This is a genomic window from Pontibacter sp. JAM-7, assembly GCF_048548695.2.
Taxonomy (GTDB): domain Bacteria; phylum Pseudomonadota; class Gammaproteobacteria; order Pseudomonadales; family Balneatricaceae; genus Neptuniibacter.
On record NZ_JBLYIF020000004.1, the window covers coordinates 117,622 to 135,751 of the forward strand.

Consider the following 18,130-nt stretch of genomic DNA (forward strand, 5'->3'; position numbering starts at 1 on the left):
TGGATTTGCTGTCGGTCAGGTGGTTATTTGGCGGCTGAATCCACCTATTATGCGGATTTCACAGCAGCAGGGTCATTCCATTTTAGTAACCGGCTGATTACAATGTTGCCCTTATTTGAACTCTGCGCGCATGACCGAAAACCGTTCAGAGCGGTCATAACTGTTAGGAAGGTGAAATGGCAACTGCATTTGGTACCGTATTTATGCCTGAAATGGCAATCTCTTGGTTTGATGGTTCGGCCTGGAGTGCGCCTGAGATGGTGCCAAGCGATAGCATGCAGCTGCATCCGGGAGCTCATGTGCTGCACTACTCCAGCACTTGTTTTGAAGGCCTGAAAGCGTTTCGGCATGATGATGGCAGCGTCAAAATCTTCCGTATAGACCGCAATGTAGCCCGCCTGTCCCAGAGCAGTCAGTTATTGTCACTGCCAGAAATTGATCAGTCGCAGGTCACCAGCATGATCCGTGATGTGGTAAAACGATTTGCCGCCGATGTGCCGGCTCCGCCGGGTTCGATGTATATCCGCCCGACGCACTTTGGTACGGAACCGGCTATTGGTAAGGCTGCTGCGCCATCCCTGACCTCGTGCCTGTATATCTTGCTGTCTCCGGTGGGTGATTATTTTGCCGGGGGTGACAGACCGTTAAGTTTGCTGGTGGAAGATGATGGTCTGCGCTGCGCGCCGCATAATGGCATGATCAAGTCCGGTGGTAATTACGCCAGTGCTTTACGCCCAACCCTGCGCGCTAAGGCGAAATATAATGTTGATCAGGTGCTGTTCTGCCCGGATGGCGATATTCAGGAAACCGGCGCTGCCAACTTCCTGCTGATTGATGGCAATGAATTGATCACCAAAGGACTGGATGAGAGCTTTTTGCATGGCATTACACGTGACTCCATCCTCACCCTTGCGCGTGACATGGGCATGACGGTGTCAGAGCGTAATATCTCAGTAGAAGAATTGCTTGAGCGGGCTGCCAAGCCTGGTTGTGAGGCTGCTTTGTCCGGTACCGCAGCGGTACTGGCACCAGTGGGCAAGCTGATCTATCACGATAAGGAATACACCGTCGGTGATGGTGGTGTCGGCGCTACCACCCTGAAGCTGCGTAAAGCACTGAATGATATTCAGTGGGGTAAAGCGGAAGATCGCCATGGCTGGCTGACAGAAGTGTAATCATACTGGCAACGCTCAACATAAAGCCCTGTTTAGACAGGGCTTTATTGTTTCTAGCGTCCGTTTTTATGTTCTTTAGTGGCAGTTGACAGCACGGAGGCTGATTGCTGCAACCACTGGAACAGTGCCGCAATATCTTGCTCTGAGATGGGCCTGCTCTGGTGCTCGTTAAGCAGTCGCTTTAGCTGATCGAGTTCAAAGCTGCCAAGACGAATCATATTGATGAGTTCTACCTTGGTTTTGGTATTCAGGCGCGTAAGAATTTCGTTAGGTATGCTGACCTGACTGTCGTCGGCATGAATATCTCGACGTAAGGTATAGAGGCGCATTTGTAGTTGTTTAGACGGCGCGTTCGAGTCTGGTTGTTCCGGCAGTCGGGGAAAAGCGGCCGAGTACACGACCTGCTGGGTCGGAAAGTCACTGATTCTGCCCAGCGGCCGTTCATTGACTACCCGTATATGACCCGAGAAAGAGATCAGCGTCAGTACATTGACGTTGAAACTGTCAAACATCAGCTGAATGGTGCGGTTTAACGCCCGGGAAGAATGAACCTCAAAACTTGTATACCAGTCCCGGTGGTTCATTTCCCAGGACATCATGGTGCTGAACAGGTGGGGAAAGCTGGCCATTAGCTGTGCAAACAATTGGTCATGCTGAATCTCTACCTGAAACACTTTCAGGAAGTAGTCCCCCTCAGGGGCATCACTGATAGCAGCAAACATTGTCGCTTTGGAGTCAAACGCTTCCGCGCCTGAGAGTCGTCTATATGCAATATATTTCATCTTTCAGCAGCCATGCTCACAGATGTGTCCATACAAATTACGGGTCAAAGAAGAAGTGCAGCGTACTGGAAGCGAAATGCTAGGGGATCGCCTTACAATCACCCTGCAAGCATAGTCCGAGATGACCAAATTGTCATTTTTTCAACAGCAAAAGTTGTGCTGAAAATCGGCTTTTTCAAGTCCCACATTTGGCCGCTATTGCGGGCCGCGGCCATCGGGACGCCTATCTCACCTTAGAGCGACGCTAACCGGGTTCCATGTGTTGCTGCCAAAGAGCAGCAACTGCGTCGCGCAGGTCTGACAACTCATGTGCTTCAAGCACGCCGGACTGTTCTTTTAAGGCCTGCTGGTGTCCGGCGGAACGGAACGCCTTATAGGCTTCGCGCAGCTGATCGGCATCTTGCGGTGACAGCAGTCCACTGGCTTCGGCACAATCAAGAATACGAATATTATCGGTGTAAGTTAGCAGTGAAGGGTCGTTGGCCGCATTGGCCAGAACTGTGTATTGCACCAGGAATTCGATATCGACAATGCCGCCGCGATCGTGCTTCAGGTCAAACTGGCTGTCTTTTTTGCTGCCCAGGTGTTGCAGCATCTTATTGCGCATCTCCACGACTTCTTGGCGCAGAGCTGCCTTGTCCCGGGGTTGGCTCAGCAGGCTGCTACGCACCGCCTCAAACTTTTGTTTCAGCTGAGGGTCCCCCGCGATAACCCGGGCCCGCACCAACGCCTGATGTTCCCAGGTCCAGGCATCTGTATTCTGGTAGCGTTCAAATGCCGTAAGCGAGGATACCAGCAGGCCGGCGTTGCCGGAGGGGCGCAGACGCATATCGACTTCGTAGAGTTGGCCAGAGGTGGTCAGGGTATTGAGGATATGGATGATTTTCTGACCCAGCCGGGTGAAAAATACTGAGTTCACCAGCGACTTCTCACCGTCGGTGTGCAGGTTTGGATCGGCAGCATGAATAAACACCAGGTCCAGGTCAGAACCATAGGAAAGCTCAATCCCTCCCATTTTGCCGTAGCCAACAATGATAAAGTCCGGATCACACGGCTGCCCGGGAGACTTCTGCGGCAGGCCATGTTTTTCGGTCATGATGCGCCATGCCATCTGCAGTACTGCCTGCAGAATCACCTCTGCGGTCCAGGTCAGATAATCACTGACTTTCATTAAGGGCAACGCGCCGGTGATTTCGCTGGCGGCCACTTTCAGCAGGTGGGCGTTTTTGAAGTAACGCAGCGCATCCATTAATTGTTCAGTATCATCTTCTGGAATCCGCAGCAGTTGCTGGCGCAGTTCATTGCGCAGTTGCTGGGTGTCGGGCAGGTGGTACAGGGTTCGGCTGTCAATCAACTCGTCCAGCAAAATTGGCTGTTGTGCCAGCTTTTCCGCGAACCAGGAGGATGCCGAGCATAGCCGCACCAGTTGTTGCAGGGCGGATGGGTTTTCTGAGAGCAAGACCAGATAGGAGGAACGACGCAGTACCGCCTGTACCAGTTGAAATACCCGAGTCAGGGTTTCAGTACGGTTATGGGTCTGGCAAACCTCATGCATGAGCAGGGGGAAAAGGGCAAGAAAACGCTCTTTGGCTATCTGTTGCAGCATCTGCATCTGGCGGCTCTGGCGCAGATCATTTAACAGCTTCCAGGCCTGTTGCGGGTCGTCAAACCCAATATTTTGCAGGGCGTCTTCTGCCTGCTCAGCGGTCAGCTCATCGTTCCACAGGCTTAGCCAGGCCTGTTGGTTGCAGTTACTCTTTTGTTCCTCATCGTTATCTGCGCCATCACTGATTAGAGCCTTGAAGTGAATACTTACATTTTCTCTATGCATCGTTAAATCAGCATGAAATTCAGGCCAGGTTGTATATCCCATGCTGAAAGCCAAACGATTTTTGGCGGACTCGTCAACAGGTAGCTCCTGGGTCTGCTTGTCCGCCTGAGCCTGAATGGCATGTTCTGTATTACGCAGGAAAATATATGCGGACATTAGCTCTTCGGCGGCCTGTGCGGGCATGCCGACCCACTCGGGCAGATTTGGCAGCACCAGGCAGAGTTCACGGCTCTGCAACCGCTGGTCGCGGCCGCCTCTGAGTAACTGGAATACCTGCACGATAAACTCAACTTCGCGGATGCCACCGGCACCCAGTTTGACGTTGTGGTCCAGTCCCTTGCGACGTACCTCGCGACTGATCATCTCTTTCATTTCCCGCAGCGAGTCGAAGACACTGAAGTCAATGTATTTGCGGTACACGAACGGTCGCAGGATCTGCATCAGGTTCTGCCCTTCCTGCTGGTCACCTGCAACCACACGGGCTTTGATCATGGCGTAGCGTTCCCATTCGCGGCCATGCTCTTGGTAATAACCCTCCATGGCATCGAAGCTGATAGCCAGCGGGCCAGCAGAACCGAACGGGCGCAGTCGCATATCAACCCGGAATACAAAGCCGTCAATGGTTTGGTTATCCAATGCCTGGATCAGTTTTTTACCCAGCCGGATAAAGAAATCTTGATTCTCCAGGGTGCGGTGAGCCCCTTCGGTCGCTCCTTTCTCCGGGTATACAAAGATGAGGTCAATATCAGAAGATAGGTTAAGTTCGTTAGCACCAAGCTTGCCCATACCCAGAACGACCAGTTGCTGTGGTTGCTTGCTGCCGTCGTTAACGATGCCATAGGGAGTACCCCAGCGTTTGCAGGCGTCCCGGTACAGCCACTGCAGGGCCTGATCAATACAGGTGTCTGCCAGCCAGGACAATTCCCGGGTGGTGGCCTGCATATCATTTAGTCGGCACAGGTCGCGCCAGATCAGCCGCACCTGCTCTCTTTGCCTGAAACGGCGTAACTCGCGGTGCAGAGAAGCTTCATCCTCGGCACTGCTGAGGCGTTGGCCAAGGGTGTTTATATAATCGTCGGCAGCATAATGCCGGAGCAGGTCGCCACTGCTGATCAGCTCTTCCAGTAGCTGTGGTCGCCGCTGTAATTGTTCTGCAACATAGTCACTGCCTACCAGCACCCGTTTCAACTGCTCCTGCCATCCACTGTCTGCTGCTGTGGTGATGGCTGTCACATTCTCCTGTAGCGATTGCCATTGCTGTTCCAATATCGGCTGCAGGGATTCAGGAAGGGCTGAAAGGTCGGGCAAGTGCATGGCAAACTCCTGACGAAGAGAGTATTTCAGTCTAGTGGTTGCGAACAGTTTCGACACTGTTCTGGATCAAGCAGTTGTTGTCTCTTTGGTCCGTAACCATTGCAGCAACAACAGGCAGAGTAACCCGGGGTTGGTGGTTTCTAATTGTTTACTAAACGCCTCGGTATCCGCTGTGGCGCAGGCCGGGTGTAGCCGATTGAATAAGTGCTGGATTGGCTCTGGTAACATTTCTGGTAACGCACAGCAGGTATTGTGCAGCTCACAGAAGGCTTCGGCTGCCTGCTCAAGCAGGTTTGTCTGTTGACTGAACTGCCAGCCTTCAACGCAGCGTAGCCAGTACGACAGTCGCGGCTGAACCTGTTGCTGTGGCGATAAGTTGCCCGTGGCGGGTGGTGTGATTTGCAGCAGCTCTGGATGCATTAAGCGGTAGCCCCGTTGTGCTTTACTGACGTCATTAACCAGCAGCGGAATATCCCGGGCCAGCTCCAGTCCCAGTGCAATCAGTTGCTCAGGCTCTCCCTGCATAAGCTCCAGTTCAAGCTCGCAGATCTGGTCGTGACCGGCTCGAGCCTGCCCTGGCACGGTAATATCACCCTGATCCAGGGCGATCTCTATCTGCAGTGCTGGCGGCGTTGCAGGGCGAGTGAGCAACCAGGTTTGACGGCTAAAGTCAGTTCGAAATACCGGCTGTAGTTGATCGGCCAGTGACTCGAGTGGCAGGTTTGAACTCAGGCTGGTGTTTTGCAGTAGGGCTAGATCTACCTCAGCAGAACGGAGTGACCATTCAAACTCTTGACGGGTGTGCATGCCCCCACTGGCCTGCCCGCCTCCTTTCAGGGTTTGAATATACTGCCCCCCCTTATTGCGAATACGCAGCGCGGCACGCTGCTGGCGCAAGGTTTGTTGCGGGGTATCGTAGTAGGTGTTTTCCAGCGTGCGGCTGCCCTGGTTTTGTACGTCAGAGGCAGCTAGCCGAGGGTGGCGCAGCAGGTCTGCAACATGCTGAGGCTGCAGGCTTAGTTTAAGTTCAATTTCCAATGCCATGAATGATACTTATCAGATCTTGGTTTTTGCCTAAGTCTACCGCAAGCCTGGGGCTGAATGTGTCCCGACTGATAGATATTTTTCGGCAAACTGTCACAATGAGTCCAGGCTTTAATTAAGAGGATATGTGTATGCCTGCCCCCTGCCCCAATCTGGTGACCATGCTCACTGAGCTCATTGCTGCGCCTTCCATTAGCTGTACCCGTGCGGATCTGGATCAGAGCAATCTGGGGGTGATTGAAAAGCTGGAAGGTTGGCTGAGTAGCTTGGGATTCCAGACCGAAGTGATGCCTATCGAAGGGCAACCAGGTAAAGCTAACCTGATTGCCACACTGGGGAGTGGCCCGGGCGGATTGGTATTGTCTGGGCATACAGATACGGTGCCTTGTAACCCCGAGCTATGGGGCAGTGATCCGTTTCGCCTGACTGAGAAAGATAATCGTTTTTACGGTCTCGGCACCTGTGATATGAAAGGCTTTTTCCCGCTGGCCATTGAGGCGGCACGCAAGTTTACAGATCAAACACTGCAGCAGCCGCTGATTATTCTGGCTACCGCGGACGAGGAAAGCTCCATGAGTGGAGCCCGGGCGTTGGCAGAAGCAGGTAAACCCAAGGCGCGTTATGCCATCATCGGTGAGCCTACATCGCTGCAACCCATCTACATGCACAAGGGTATGATGATGGAAGCGGTGCGAATCCAGGGTCGCGCGGGTCATTCGTCTGATCCTTCTTTGGGAGCCAATGCCCTGGAGGCGATGCGTGCGGTACTCAACGAACTGGTGAGTTTCCGCCAGCAGTTGCAGCAGGATTTTCGTAACAGTGATTTCAAAATTGCAGAACCGACCCTGAACCTGGGCTGTATTCATGGTGGCGATAATCCGAACCGGATATGTGCCCGTTGTGAACTGGAATATGATTTACGGCCATTGCCGGGGATGAACCTGGAGAATTTGCGTGAGGATGTCAGTCGTCGCCTGCAACCGCTGGCAGAACAATATGGTGTGGTGCTGACGACAGAGGCTCTGTTCCCGGGTATCCCGCCCTTTGCCAACCAGAAAGACTCTGAGCTGGTACGTATGGCAGAGAAACTGACCGGCTATCAGGCGCAGTCGGTGGCATTTGGCACCGAGGCGCCCTTCCTGCAGGATCTGGGTATGGATACCATCGTACTGGGTCCGGGCAGTATTGATCAGGCGCATCAGCCAGATGAATATTTGGCTTTTAGTCAGATCCAGCCTACAGTGGCTCTATTGGAAAAAATGATTGCAACTTACTGTCTGTAAAAGGTTTTAGCCGCAGTGAACAAGGCTACAGAAGACTATGTGAATTGGTTCCGCCACTCGTCACCCTACATTAACGCGCATCGGGGCAATACCTTTGTGCTGATGCTGGACGGTGAAACGGTGGCGGATGATAACTTCGCCAACATCGTACATGACATTGCCCTGCTGAATAGCTTGGGAGTGCGCTTGGTGCTGGTGCATGGCGCCCGCCCACAGATCAGTCAACGCTTGCAACAGAAGCAGATCGCCTCACGTCTGCATCACCATCTGCGGATTACCGATGTCGACACCCTGAGCTGTGTAATCGAAGCGGCGGCGGTGGTGCGCACCGAGATAGAGGCACGCTTGTCTCTGGGCCTGCCCAACACGCCGATGGCCGGTGCCAGAATTAAAGTGGTCTCCGGTAACTTTGTTACTGCCAGACCGGTGGGTGTGCTTGATGGGGTTGATATGGCGCATACTGGCGAGGTGCGGCGGTTGGATGCCAAAGGTATCCGCCAGCAACTGGATGACGGCAATATTGTGCTGCTGTCGCACCTAGGATACTCCCCCACTGGGGAGATCTTCAATCTGGCGGTGGAAGATGTTGCGACCTGTGCGGCATCAGCGTTGCAGGCGGATAAGCTGATTCTGTTTGGTCAGCAACCGGGTGTAATGGATAGCAATGACAATCTGCGAAGTGAACTGCTGACCCGTAAGGCTGAGCGACTGGTGGCTAACTATCTGTCATCCCTGACTGACACGGAGCAACCGCATACCGAGCTGTCGCGACATCTTGATGCCGCCGTAAAAGCTTGCCGGGCTGGAGTTAAACGCTGCCACCTGATCAGCTACCGCACGGATGGTGCTCTGCTGGCGGAACTGTTTACTCGGGAAGGCTCGGGCACAATGGTTCTGCCGGAATCCTATGAACTGTTACGTCAGGCCTCTATTGAGGATGTCGGTGCAATTCTGGAGCTGATTCAGCCCTTGGAGCAAGACGGTACCTTGGTGCGTCGTTCACGGGAGATTTTGGAAAACGAAATTCAACGCTTTACGCTGGTTGAACGTGACTCAGCGGTGATCGGCTGTGCGGCACTCTACCCGTTTCCAGAGCAGCAGATGGCGGAACTGGCCTGTGTCGTGGTGGCGCAAGGGTATAAAGGCGGTAATCGTGGCGATCAGTTACTGCAACAACTGGAACAGCAGGCGAAGCGCCAGGGAATTAACGCACTGTTTGTGCTGACCACCAAAACCGCGCATTGGTTTTTGGAGCATGGATTTGTTCCGGGCAGTATTGATCAGCTGCCAAACGGCAAAAAAGCGATGTATAACCTGCAGCGTAACTCTAAGGTATTTATCAAGCCGCTGGGTTAGGGAACCTACGAATAAGTCCACAATGCCTCTGAAAGCCCCATAAGGCGGGCTCTAAAACAGCCTTCTGCTTTGTCATTCCTCTGTGCTGCCTTTCGCGCATAAGGCTAATTTATCGCCGGCAGAGAAAGTCTTGGATTTGTTCGCAGGCTCCTTAGCGGATTGACCACTAAACAAGGCCGTCGGGACTCCCCTGCGGCCTTTTTTAATGTTTGTACGCTGTGCTGACTTCTTGCTGTGAGCAGCCAAACGTATTCAATAATCCGTTATTAACACGCTGACATAGGCATAAGGTGTTTGACAAAACATTAAAATGTATTTTAATTACATCTTAGTAATATGAATCTGTGTCCCTTGTTCTTATAACAATAATGTATGAGGTAGTGTTAATGAAAAAATCTATCAGTTTGGTTGCGGGTATGCTGTTTGCTTCGTTAAGTTTTGCCGGGCCTGGCGATGGCGTAACTTTTCCTGAAAATTATCGGGATAATTTTACGCAGTATCTTTCCCTCAACCGTACTCAAAACCCTGACCAGTATATTCGCCTGTATATCAATGATAAGGGATTGAGTGGCACTGAAGAAGGTGGGCAACTACCCTACGGGTCGGTGATCGTGGCCGAAATTTATAAAGTGCAGAAAGACTCGGAGGGTCAAATAGTCAGTTCTGCACTGGGGCAGCGCATAGCCACAAAGTTAGCTTTATTGGCTGTGATGGAGCGCAGAGAAGGGGTCTCTGAAGTGTATCCCACGGGCTTAAAAAATGACGATTGGGACTTTGCTACCTTTAGTGGCGATGGACAGCGTGTGGCAAAAGACCTGAATGCCTGTGCGGCTTGTCACGCGCCACTGGCTGGCAGCCATCATCTGTTCTCATATGAGCATATCATCGCAGAGCAGGGGCTGAAGTAATATTGCATCAGGAGTGGCCTATCCGGAGTCACCGGGGTTTATCCTGAGCAGGCAGGGAGTTATATTTTAGCGAGATATAAAAAAGCCGGTGTATGTCTACACCGGCTTTTTTTGATGATGAACGTTGTTAGTTACCCAACAGCGAGATATCCGCTACACCCAGGAACAGGCTGCGTAGCTGGCTCAGTAGTGCCAGACGGTTGTTACGCACCGCCTCGTCCTTTGCCATCACCATGACGTCTTCAAAGAAGGCGTCGACCGGAGCACGCAATGCGGAAAGTGATTCCAGAGCTGCTTGATAATTGCCGGCTGCAAACAGAGGAGCAAGTGCTGCCTGTTGCGTAGTGACGGCATCTGCTAAGGCTTTTTCTGCGTCTTCCGTCAGCAGAGCCGGGTTTACGTCGGCCTGACTCAGGCTGCCCTGCTTGCTGAGGATGTTGGAGACGCGTTTATTGGCAGCGGCCAGTGCTTCTGCCTCTACCAGCTTGCGGAAATGGCTGACTGCTTTTACGCGACGATCGAAATCCAGCGGGCGGCTGGGTTTCAGTGCCAGCACGGACAGGAATACGCCGGCTGAAATGTCGGCATCTTCATACCAGGCGCGGAAACGCTCAAGCATAAATTCCAATACCTTATCTTCCAGGCCGTCACGGGCGGGCAAAGAGGTATGGTTATCAGCCGCAATCGCCAGCAGCTGGCGCAGGTCCAGATCCAGTTCGCGCTCCACGATAATGCGCAGCACGCCGAGCGCAGCGCGCCGCAGGGCGAAGGGGTCTTTAGATCCCGTCGGTGGCTGATTGATACCGAAGAGGCCGGTGAGGGTATCCAGACGGTCAGCAATGGCGACGGCGATACCTGCTGATGTGCCTGGCAGTTCATCCCCGGCGAAGCGCGGCATGTAATGCTCGTTCTGTGCCAGTGCAACCTCTTCATCTTCACCATCATGCAGCGCATAGTGGTAACCCATTAGCCCCTGCAGATCGGTGAATTCGTAGACCATATCGGTCATCAGATCGGTTTTAGCCAGTAACCCAGCACGTTCTGCTTTGCCCTTATCCTGCTGCAACTGTTCAGCAATGATGCCGGCCAGAGCACTGATGCGGCTGGCTTTGTCATGCAGGGTGCCCAGCTGGTTCTGGAATACGATGTCCTTGAGTTTTTCGACCCGTGATTCGAGAGAGGTTTTCTTGTCTGTCTCAAAGAAAAACGCGGCGTCGGACAGGCGTGGGCGAATAACTTTCTCATTACCTTCTACGACCTGTTGGGGGTCAGTAGATTCGATATTGGCAATGGTGATGAAGTTTGGCATCAGGTTGTTCTGGGCATCGAGAACGTGGAAGTATTTCTGATGTTCCTTCATGGAGGAGACCAGGGCTTCTGCCGGGACATCCAGAAAACGCTCTTCAAATCGACCAGTCAGTGCTATGGGCCACTCGTTCAGCGCGGTGACTTCATCCAGCAGGTCCGGGTCGATCTGGGTGATACCGTTGATCTTGTCGCCTTCCGCGATGATCTGCTGGCGGATAGTTTCGCGGCGCGCGGTAAAGTCGGCCATAACCCGTCCCGGATGTTGCAGGTTATCTGCATACTGGGATGGGCTGATAAGCTCGATTTCATGGTTGTAGTGGAAGCGGTGACCACGGGTTTTACGGCCAGATTTCAGGCCTAAAATTTCGCAATCGATAACATCATCGCCGAACAGCATCACCAGCCAGTGTACTGGGCGGACAAATTCTACCCGGGAAGCACCCCAGCGCATCCGCTTTGGAATCGGTAGTTTGGCCAGTGACTGGTCAACCAGTGTCGGCAGCAGCGCGCTGGTGGCTTTACCTGCTTCAGCGCTGCGGAACACGTAATAATCACCTTTGGCGGTGGCTTCGATCTGCAGCTTGTCCAGAGTAGTACCACAGGAGCGGGCAAAACCTTCTACCGCTTTTTCCGGGGCTTTTACTGCGGGGCCGCGGCGTTCTATATCGCGGTCGGCCTGCTTTTCATCCACGCTGCGGATCAGTGTTGCCAGACGGCGAGGTGACGCATAACTGAGTACTTCTCCATGGGTGACACCGGCCTCGGCCAGACCCGAGACAATGCCCTGAGTAAAGGCTGCAGACAGGGTTTTCAGTGCTTTTGGCGGCAGCTCTTCAGTGCCCAGCTCTACCAGAAAATCATGCTGTGCCATCAGTTACTCTCCTCGCAGTTGGCCAGTACTTCCTTGCGCAGTGTTTCCGGGGCTAGCGGGAAGCCTAAAGCTTTTCGGGCATTAAAGTAGGCGTGGGCCACGCTGCGCGCCAGGGTGCGGACACGCAGGATAAATCGCTGGCGCTCGGTGACAGAGATGGCGTGGCGGGCATCCAGCAGATTAAAGGTGTGTGAGGCTTTCAGTACCATCTCATAGGCGGGCAGCGGCAAACCGGCGGCCAGTAACTTCTCGCACTCTTTTTCCATGTGGTCGAAGTTGGCAAACAGAGCCGGAACATCGGCTTGTTCAAAATTGTAGGCGGACATCTCAACTTCGTTCTGGTGGAAAACATCACCGTAAGTAACCACACTGCCATCCGGGTTTTTCGCCCAGATCAGGTCGTATACGCTGTCGACGTTCTGCAGGTACATGGCGATACGTTCCAGGCCGTAGGTGATTTCGCCGGTAACGGGGTAGCACTCGAGTCCGCCTGCCTGTTGGAAATAGGTGAACTGGGTGACTTCCATGCCGTTGAGCCAGATTTCCCAGCCCAGGCCCCAAGCGCCAAGAGTGGGTGATTCCCAGTTGTCTTCCACAAACCTTACATCATGGATATTGAGGTCCACACCCATATGCTGCAGTGAACCCAGATAGAGTTCCTGAATATTGTCTGGAGACGGCTTCAGCACTACCTGGAACTGGTAATAATGCTGCAAACGGTTTGGGTTTTCGCCGTAGCGGCCGTCGGTGGGACGGCGGCTAGGCTGAACATAGGCGGAACGCCAGGTTTCCGGCCCGATCGCCCGCAAAAAGGTTGCGGGGTGGAAGGTACCGGCACCGACTTCCATGTCGAGGGGTTGCACGATCACACAGCCTTGCTCTGCCCAATATTCCTGCAGCGCAAGGATCAGTCCCTGAAATGTGCTGACGTCTGGCATTGCCTTGTTAGTCACAGAATTCACCATTTGCAATTCATTGGCCTGAAAATAAGGGCGAAATTATACAACAAAAAAAAGCCGTTCTGCTGTATTCCTGACCGCAGGCGAGCAAGTTTCGCGCTATTAAGGGAGTTTATGGCGAATTATCGCCGCCAGAAGGCCGGCGTAAAGAGTACCAGCAGGGTAAATACTTCCAGTCGTCCCAGTAGCATAGCGATGCAAAGTACCCATTTGGCAGTGTCGTTGAGATTGCCGTAGTGGACTGCGACTTCACCCAGGCCGGGACCGAGGTTATTCAAGGTAGCGCCGACGGCTGACCAGGCCGTAACCTGATCGAGGCCGGTGGCCATTAAGGAGATTAGCATCACAACAAACACGATCAGGTATACCGAGAAAAAGCCCCATACGGCTTCCAGCACCTTTTCTGAGATCGGCTTTTTGCCCAGTTTGACAGGAATAATGGCATTGGGGTGCACCAGGCGCTGAATTTCACGGTAGCCCTGTTTCAGGATCAGCAGAATCCGGATGACCTTCATGCCGCCACCGGTAGAGCCCGCGCAGCCACCGGCAAAGGCGCAAACAAACAGCAGAAATGGCAGCATGACCGGCCAGTGAGCAAAATCAGCGGTAGCAAAGCCGGTTGTGGTGGCGATGGATACTACTTCAAATACCGCTTTGCGAAGTGATTCTTCTGGACCATAGGTGCCGGTCACGACAAGGACAAACAGGGTGATCAGGGTAATGCTGCCGAGGGTAAACAGATAAAATCGGAACTCGGGATCGCTGAAATAATGCAGCAGAGTGCGTTGCCGCCAGGCGAAAAAGTGCAGGCCAAAATTGACTGCTGAAATCACCATAAACGCCACGCAGATGGTTTCGATCAGTACTGAGTCAAAATAGCCGATACTGGCATCATGGGTGGAGAAACCACCAATGGCCACGGTGGAAAAACTGTGGCTTACCGCATCAAACAGGCTCATACCTGCCAGCCAGTAACCCAGCGCGCAAGCGACGGTTAGCGACAGGTAGATATACCAGAGTGCCTTGGCGGTTTCGGTAATACGGGGTGTCAGTTTAGAGTCTTTCACCGGCCCTGGTGTTTCTGCGCGGTATAACTGCATGCCCCCGATTCCCAGCATCGGCAAGATAGCCACCGCCAGAACGATGATACCCATGCCGCCCAGCCACTGTAGTTGTTGGCGATAGAACAGCACCGATTCAGGCAGGTAATCGATCCCGGTGATGACCGTTGCCCCGGTGGTGGTCAGCCCGGAAAGCGACTCAAATACGGCGTCGACAAAGCTTAGGCCGGGGCTTTCGGCCAGCATAAATGGGAAACTACCAAACAGCCCCAGTACCACCCAGAACAGTACGGTAATGAGAAACCCGTCACGGGTGCGCAGGTCTTTGCGTACCCGTTGTACGGGGAGCCAGATCAGAAATCCGGTGATCAGGGTGATCAAAAAACCACTGATAAACGCAAGATCGGCACCATCGTTATAGATTAGTGAGATAGCCAGCGGCGGCAGCAGACTGAGGCTGAAGATCATCAGCAAAATTCCCAGAATGCGCAGTATCACTTTAAAGTGCATGAAGTTCCGCCAGTAATCAGAAGAATGTCAGGCCAACCTGGAACAGGCGTTCCACTTCGTTGATACGTTTTTTGTCGACCAAGAACAGAATTACATGGTCGCCACTCTCTACTACCACATCATCGTGGGCCATCAATACTTCATCATTGCGGACAATCGCGCCGATGGTGGTGCCCGGTGGCAGGTGAATATCTTCAATGGTACGCCCTACTACCTTGGACGATGACTTGTCGCCATGGGCTACCGCCTCCAAGGCTTCCGCAGCACCACGACGCAGTGAGTGTACTTCGACTACGTCACCGCGCCGGACATGGGTCAGCAGTGCGCCGATGGTCGTTTGTTGTGGTGATATGGCGATATCGATTTCGCCACCCTGTACCAGATCCACGTAGGCGGGGTTGTTAATCAGGGTCATCACCGTACGTACGCCCTGTCGCTTAGCCAGCATCGAAGCCATGATATTGGCTTCATCATCATTAGTCAGGGCGCAGAATACATCGGTGTCTTCGATATTTTCTTCGATCAATAACTCCCTGTCGGAAGCACTGCCCTGCAGCACAATGGTGTTATCCAGATTACGCGCCAGCCAATTGCAGCGCTGAATGCTCCGCTCAATGATCTTAACTTGAAAGGAATCTTCGATGGTTTGCGCCAGACGGGCACCGATATTACCCCCGCCTGCAATGATAATGCGCTTGTAGGGGCGGTCGAGGCGCCGCATCTCACTCATCACGGCACGGATATCCTTGCGTGCGGCAATAAAAAACACCTCATCGTCAGCTTCAATCACGGTATCCCCTTTAGGGATGATCGGGCTGCCGCGGCGAAAGATGGCGGCGACACGGGTATCAACATTGGGCATATGTGCCCGTAGATAAGAGATTTCCCGGCCGACCAGAGGGCCGCCGTAATAAGCCTTAACGGCGACTAGCTGCGCTTTGCCTTCAGCAAAATCAAGCACCTGTAGAGCGCCAGGGTGCTGGATCAGGCGTTTAATATGTTTGGTTACCAGTAATTCCGGGCTGATGCGTACATCGATGGCGATGCCTTTTTCGCCGAATATCTGATCGTTGCGGTGCAGGTAGTCATGCTCGCGCACGCGGGCAATTTTGGTGGGGGTTTTGAACAGGGTTTGTCCCAGGTGACAGGCGATCATATTCACTTCGTCGGAATTGGTGACGGCAATGATCATATCGGCATCGGGTGCCCCAGCTTGCTGCAATACACTGGGATGGGATGCTTTGCCTTCTACGGTACGGATATCAAGCCGGTCCTGCAGTTCCCGGAGTCGGGCGCTGTCGGCATCTACCACCGTAATATCGTTGTCTTCATTGGCCAGGTTTTCTGCCAGTGAAGCGCCCACCTGGCCAGCACCTAGGATGATGATTTTCATGAATATGTCGCTTCGACTGCCTGGTGATCTGAATGAAGCTTAACCTGTTTTTGCCAGCATGGCGTAATAGAAACCGTCATGCCCATTTGCTTGTGGCAGCAGTTGCCGCCCAGCCTCACGCTGTAATCCCCATTTTCCCGGCAACGGTAACAGTGCTGCATCACCTTGCCTGGCCAGAAAACGTTGTATCTGACGTTCGTTTTCCTGAGGAAAAACTGAGCAGGTAGCATACAGGAGTTTGCCGCCAGGTTTCAGCATTTTCCAGCAGTTATCCAGGATTTTCTCCTGTAATTGTGCCAGCTGGTGGATATCTTCACCGCGCCGTAGCAACTTGATATCAGGGTTGCGGCGGATCACCCCGGTGGCAGAACAGGGGGCATCCAGCAGGATGCGGTCATAGGTCTGACCATCCCACCAGTCCTGACTGGCGGCATCGCCGATGATTAAGCGAGCCTGTAATTGCAGTCTTGCCAGGTTTTCGCTGATGCGTTTGGCGCGGTTGGCCTCCAGTTCCACGGCGTCGATCTGCGCCAGTACCGGCGCAGTTTCCAGCAGGTGGCAGAGCTTGCCGCCGGGGGCTGCGCAGGCATCCAGAACCCGCTGACCCGGTTGCAGGTCAAGCAGTTGTCCCGCTAATTGCGCCGCTTCATCCTGTACACTGAACCAGCCCTCAGCAAACCCCGGCAGTCCGGTGACAGCACAGGACTCGGCCAACTTCAGACCGGATTGGCTGTAGTCTGTGGGTGTTGCTGCGATCCCGGCAGTCGTCAGTTGTTGCTGGTAATCTTCACGGCTGATTTTGGCCAGATTTACCCTCAGGGTTAAGGGCGCGGGTAGGGTGTTTTGTTGCAGAATCTGTTGCCAGTGCTCTGGCCAGTTGTTTTGCAGTTTAGCAACCATCCACTGTGGATGGTTAAAACGAAATGCGGGTTCGGTTTCCAGGGCGGCTTCAATCTCGGCCTGTTCGCGCTGATAGCGGCGTAAAATGGCATTGATCAGCTTACCTGCCCACTCTTTGTTTAACAGGCGCGAACACTGCACCGTTTCATTGAGACAGGCATGTGGAGGGATACGCGTATGTCGTAACTGATAAAGCCCGACTAATAACAGCGCTTGCAGGTCCAAGTCCTTTTGCTGAAACGGCTTACGCAGCAACGTTTCCAGAATCAGGTCCAGCTGGGGCAGGTAGCGCAGGGTGCCGAAGCAAAGTTCGCGCAACAGCCCTCGATCCTGTTCGGCACAGCGCGGCTCGAGTGCAGCCAAGTGAGTGCGTAGCGAACCACGCTGCGATAGCAGCGGTGTTAGAATCTGGATTGCCAGCAGACGTACATTATCAGCCATTTGATTCGCTCATCTGTTCCGCTATCGGTTACAGGCTCAGTTGGGAGCCTGGTGCAAAGCTGTCTTGTCGGGCATTGAGAATATCTGCCACGGCCATGGCTTTTTTACCCGGGAGCTGCAGGGACTGCAGTTGCAGTGCTCCCTCACCACAGGCAACCACGATACCCTGTTTGTCGGCGGCAAGAATTTCTCCGGGGGTGCCCTGCCGGTCGGCAACGGCCTCCGCCTGCCACACGCGCACTGGTTTGTTTTGTAATTGGAAGAACGCCACTGGCCAGGGGCATAAACCGCGGACCTGTCGTGCCAGTTTGGTGGCTGACTGGTTCCAGTCGAGCAGCCCTTCCTGCTTACTGAGTTTGTCGGCATAGCAAGCTAAGGCATCATCCTGTGCTTCTGCAGTGGCTGTGCCGTTTTGTAACTTATCGACGCACTCAACCAATGCTTGTGAACCCAGATTGGCAAGGCGGTCATGCAGCTCGCCACTGGTATCGCTTGGGCTAATGGGACAATGGGTTTTCAGCAGCATAGCACCGGTATCGAGTCCGGCATCCATCTGCATGATGGTGACCCCAGTTTCAGCATCACCGGCCAGCAGAGCCCGGTGAATCGGTGCTGCACCACGCCAGCGGGGCAGTAAAGACGCATGCACATTGATACAACCCAGCCGGGGAATATCCAACACCGCCTGAGGTAATAACAGGCCATAGGCGACGACGACCATCAAGTCGGGCTGCAGCTCTGCGAGTGCCTGTTGATCTTCCGCCTGTTTCAGAGTGTGCGGTTGATATACCGGAATGTTATGCGCCAATGCCAGGTTTTTGACTGGGCTCGGTGTCAGGTTGCGTCCACGGCCCGCTGGGCGGTCAGGCTGAGTGTAGACTGCGATCACATTGTGCTGACTTTGCAGCAGCGCTTGCAGGCTGCTGGCGGCAAAGTCGGGCGTACCGGCAAACACAATATTCAGCGGTTGTGGCATGGAGAGTCTCCGGGTGCA

At 53.6% G+C, this 18,130-nt stretch carries 13 protein-coding genes; 4 read left to right on the forward strand and 9 right to left on the reverse strand.

The genetic code is table 11. The features are described from left to right. Window positions 1-176: 176 nt before the first annotated feature. Complete coding sequence (locus ACFVYJ_RS06730; RefSeq protein WP_419414775.1) at window positions 177-1,175, forward strand: branched-chain amino acid aminotransferase; 999 nt, start codon at window positions 177-179, stop codon at window positions 1,173-1,175. Between the two features lie 53 nt (window positions 1,176-1,228). Here the strand turns inward: ACFVYJ_RS06730 and ACFVYJ_RS06735 are convergent, their stop codons facing one another. The 3 genes from ACFVYJ_RS06735 to ACFVYJ_RS06745 all read right to left on the reverse strand — a co-directional run bounded on the left by ACFVYJ_RS06735 (window position 1,229) and on the right by ACFVYJ_RS06745 (window position 6,146). Beyond that, on the reverse strand, window positions 1,229-1,957 hold the full coding sequence (locus ACFVYJ_RS06735; RefSeq protein ID WP_419414774.1) for a hypothetical protein: 729 nt from the start codon (window positions 1,955-1,957) through the stop codon (window positions 1,229-1,231). Between the two features lie 244 nt (window positions 1,958-2,201). Next, the gene (gene glnE / locus ACFVYJ_RS06740; RefSeq protein ID WP_419414773.1) at window positions 2,202-5,102 is read right to left on the reverse strand and encodes a bifunctional [glutamate--ammonia ligase]-adenylyl-L-tyrosine phosphorylase/[glutamate--ammonia-ligase] adenylyltransferase; all 2,901 of its coding nucleotides are present in this window, start codon (window positions 5,100-5,102) and stop codon (window positions 2,202-2,204) included. 66 nt (window positions 5,103-5,168) lie between these two features. After that, window positions 5,169-6,146, reverse strand: a complete 978-nt coding sequence (locus ACFVYJ_RS06745) for a CYTH domain-containing protein (protein ID WP_419414772.1) — start codon at window positions 6,144-6,146, stop codon at window positions 5,169-5,171. Window positions 6,147-6,277: 131 nt separating this feature from the next. Here ACFVYJ_RS06745 and argE point away from each other — a divergent pair, with 131 nt between their 5' ends. The 3 genes from argE (at window position 6,278) to ACFVYJ_RS06760 (ending at window position 9,693) form a co-directional block, all read left to right on the forward strand. Further along, window positions 6,278-7,429 (forward strand): acetylornithine deacetylase, encoded by a 1,152-nt coding sequence (gene argE / locus ACFVYJ_RS06750; protein WP_419414771.1) that lies wholly within the window; start codon window positions 6,278-6,280, stop codon window positions 7,427-7,429. 15 nt (window positions 7,430-7,444) lie between these two features. Further along, window positions 7,445-8,785 (forward strand): amino-acid N-acetyltransferase, encoded by a 1,341-nt coding sequence (gene argA / locus ACFVYJ_RS06755; protein WP_419414770.1) that lies wholly within the window; start codon window positions 7,445-7,447, stop codon window positions 8,783-8,785. 386 nt (window positions 8,786-9,171) lie between these two features. After that, window positions 9,172-9,693 carry a cytochrome P460 family protein gene (locus tag ACFVYJ_RS06760; protein ID WP_419414769.1) on the forward strand — a complete coding sequence of 174 codons (522 nt, stop codon included), beginning with the start codon at window positions 9,172-9,174 and terminating at the stop codon, window positions 9,691-9,693. Between the two features lie 127 nt (window positions 9,694-9,820). Here the strand turns inward: ACFVYJ_RS06760 and glyS are convergent, their stop codons facing one another. The 6 genes from glyS to fmt all read right to left on the reverse strand — a co-directional run bounded on the left by glyS (window position 9,821) and on the right by fmt (window position 18,112). Next, window positions 9,821-11,872 carry a glycine--tRNA ligase subunit beta gene (glyS, locus tag ACFVYJ_RS06765; protein WP_419414768.1) on the reverse strand — a complete coding sequence of 684 codons (2,052 nt, stop codon included), beginning with the start codon at window positions 11,870-11,872 and terminating at the stop codon, window positions 9,821-9,823. Continuing rightward, window positions 11,872-12,825, reverse strand: a complete 954-nt coding sequence (gene glyQ, locus ACFVYJ_RS06770; RefSeq protein ID WP_463255071.1) for a glycine--tRNA ligase subunit alpha — start codon at window positions 12,823-12,825, stop codon at window positions 11,872-11,874. The genes glyS and glyQ overlap by 1 nt, the downstream gene beginning before the upstream one ends. 128 nt (window positions 12,826-12,953) lie before the next feature. After that, entirely contained in the window at window positions 12,954-14,402 is a 1,449-nt protein-coding gene (locus ACFVYJ_RS06775; protein ID WP_419414767.1) for a TrkH family potassium uptake protein, read from the reverse strand. A gap of 16 nt (window positions 14,403-14,418) precedes the next feature. After that, window positions 14,419-15,795, reverse strand: coding sequence for a Trk system potassium transporter TrkA (gene trkA / locus ACFVYJ_RS06780; RefSeq protein WP_419414766.1), 1,377 nt, complete (start codon window positions 15,793-15,795; stop codon window positions 14,419-14,421). A 39-nt stretch (window positions 15,796-15,834) separates the two neighbouring features. Next, window positions 15,835-17,136, reverse strand: a complete 1,302-nt coding sequence (gene rsmB, locus ACFVYJ_RS06785; RefSeq protein WP_419414765.1) for a 16S rRNA (cytosine(967)-C(5))-methyltransferase RsmB — start codon at window positions 17,134-17,136, stop codon at window positions 15,835-15,837. Between the two features lie 28 nt (window positions 17,137-17,164). Then, window positions 17,165-18,112, reverse strand: coding sequence for a methionyl-tRNA formyltransferase (gene fmt / locus ACFVYJ_RS06790; protein ID WP_419414764.1), 948 nt, complete (start codon window positions 18,110-18,112; stop codon window positions 17,165-17,167). Window positions 18,113-18,130: the final 18 nt, after the last annotated feature.